The organism is Streptomyces echinatus, assembly GCF_014203595.1.
Taxonomy (GTDB): domain Bacteria; phylum Actinomycetota; class Actinomycetes; order Streptomycetales; family Streptomycetaceae; genus Streptomyces; species Streptomyces echinatus.
In genome coordinates this window covers 3,628-6,246 of sequence record NZ_JACHJK010000019.1, presented here as the reverse complement: position 1 = coordinate 6,246, position 2,619 = coordinate 3,628, and the positions used below count along the sequence as shown (strand labels likewise).

1 pseudogene is annotated in these 2,619 nt (G+C 75.2%); it reads right to left on the bottom strand.

Annotated features, from left to right (window positions below):
* Window positions 1-522, bottom strand: a pseudogene (locus tag FHS34_RS36330) (hypothetical protein); the annotation flags it as partial.
* Window positions 523-2,619: the final 2,097 nt, after the last annotated feature.

Here is a 2,619-nt window from a genome sequence, read left to right as displayed (position 1 = left end):
GGTGTTGCCGTTGCCGCCGCCCTGTGTACCTCCCTGCGTGTTGCCGTTGCCGCCGCCCTGGGTGCCGCCCTGGGTGTTGCCGTTGCCGCCGCCCTGGGTGCCTCCCTGGGTGTTACCGCGGCCGTTGCCCTGTGTACCTCCCTGCGTGTTGCCGTTGCCGCCGCCCTGGGTGCCTCCCTGGGTGTTACCGCGGCCGTTGCCCTGCGTACCTCCCTGCGTGTTCCCGTTTCCGTTGCCCTGGGTTCCGCCCTGGGTGTTGCCGCGGCCGTTGCCCTGTGTACCTCCCTGCGTGTTCCCGTTGCCGTTGCCCTGGGTGCCGCCCTGCGTGTTCCCGTTCATGCGGTGGTTGTAGGACATGTCCTGGTAGCGCTGCTGGTGGTGATTGTGTGAGGCGTGGGAGGCCGTGTGGTGGTTCATGGGTGCGGCTTGGGCGCTTGCCATGCCGAGGCCTCCGGCGGCCAGAGCGGCGATGCAGGAAATACCGGCGATGCGGGCGGCGATGTAACGACGAGAGATGGACATGAGAAAACCTCGTATTTCTTGGTCTTTGGGTGGGGGTGCAGTTCCTGGTGGATGAACTTGCGTAATTCATTTCAGCCGCTGCGGGGGCTGTGGTGTGTCCCCTGATCGGTGGACCGGGCGGTGGACCTGTCCGTCGGTTCGCCGGCGGAGGAGGGGTGTCCGCCAGGAGCCCGGGAGCGGCCTGTCCGCGGGCCCGTGCCGGCCCTGGGCCGGCGGCATGGGTCAGGAGGCCGTGGACCGGTGTGTCATGGCCCGGGCCCGGTGTCGGGCGCGGTGTCCGTTCCGGGTGCCGGGCCCGGCCGGCTGCCGGTCGGGGGTCAGTGCCGGTGGGGGGGCTGGGCTTCGCCGTGGCGGGTGCGGGCGGTGGCCGGCGAAGCCGGGTGGGGCTGTCCGTCGGCCGGTGAGTGCGCGGGGCGGGGCGCGTGCGGTCGGGGGTGTGTCCGGCTTCTGGGGCCGGGCCTGTCGGTCGGCTTCCCCCTCTGTCGCCAGGCCCGGCGTATCCCAGCCCTTCGCCCCCGCTCGGCCGGCTGCGGCCCCCTTACACGCGCCTGCTGCCGCAGGGGCCCCGGACCTGGTGCCTCGTCCGTGCATCCTGTGCCGGCACCCACCCCGCGTCCCGCCGGCGCATCGGCATCCCCTCACCGCTCGTGCACCCCGTCACCGTCCCCGCGGGCCCTGTCCCCGGCACGCCCCTCCCAGCCGTCCCGCTCCCGCCGTCCTGCCTGGCTCTCCGCCGCCGTCCTGCCTGGCCGTCCGCCGCCGGGTGCTTGCCGGTGTTCCGGGCGGAGGGGGCTGTCGGCCGGTGAGTTCGCGGGTGGGAGGGTGTGCTGCGGGTGTGCTGCGGGTGGGAGTGTGTGCTGGCGGGGCCGTGTCCGGCGTCTGGGGTGGTGCCTGTCGGTGAACGGTCCCCGGCCGTCGGGTCCTGCACTGCCTGCGGTTCCTGCCCCCACGCCCCTGTCTCCGGCGACCGTATTTCCGCCTGTCTGGCCGGCCGCCGCCGGGTGCCTGCCGGTGTTCCGGGCGGAAGGGGGCTGCCGGCCGGTGAGTCCCAGGTCGGAGTGTGTGCTGCCGGCGGCTGTGTCCTGCCTGGTCGGGCGTGCCGGTGGGTCGGCGTCTCTCGGCCGTCAGGCCCTGCCCCGCCCCAGGCCCGCCCTCACCCCAGCCCCCAGCTGTCCCGCCCCGTGTCTTCCCGCCTGGCCGGCTGCTGTCTTAGGGGGGCACGTCTGCTGGCGTGGGGGTCACGCGCTCCCGTGCCTGGTCCGTGCATCCTGCCCCTGCGCCGGGTGTCAGGCCGGTATGCCGCCGGTCCGGGGCCGGTGGCGGGTGGCGGGTGGCCGGGCGTCGCCGCCGGGTGCAGGAGCCCGTCGGTGGTTCGGGCGGAGCTGTCCGTCGGCCGGTGAGTCGCAGGTCGGATCCCACTCCCGGTCATTCGCGCTTCAGCCTTCCCGTCTGGTCGGCTGCTGTCTTAAGGGGGCCCGTCTGCCGGCGTGGGGGTCACGTGCTCCCGTGCCTGGTCCGTGCACTGCCCCGCGCCCGCCCTGTGCCCTGTCCGTGTATCCGCATCCCCGCCGGTCGTGCACCCGGCCACCACCCCCGGCCCGCCCCGGATTCCTGCCGTGCCCGGTTCGCGGACCGTGTCCCGCTCCCGACCGCGTCCCGCCTGTGTATCCGCATCCCCACCGCTCGTGCACTCGGCCACCCTCCCGGCCCGTCCTGCCCCCGGCATTCCTGCCTCCCGGCCCGCGGGCCGGGCGGCCTGTTCCCGGCCCGCGTCCCGCCCGCGCATCGGGTATCCCGCCATCGCTCGTGCACCCGGTCACCGCCCGCGCGCCCTGCCCTCGCACTCCCGCCGCGCTCCGCCCGCGCGCCCTGCCTCCGCACTCCCTGCCGCGCCCGGCTCGCGGGCCTTGTCCCGTTGCGGCGTCCCGTCCGCGTATCCTGCAGCCCCGCTCCGGCGCCCTGCTCCGGCGCCCTGCTCCGGCGCCCTGCTCCGGCGCCCTGCTCCGGCGCCCTGCTCCGGCGCCCTGCTCCGGCGCCCTGCTCCGGCGCCCTGCTCCGGCGCCCTGCTCCGGCGCCCTGCTCCGGCGCCCTGCTCCG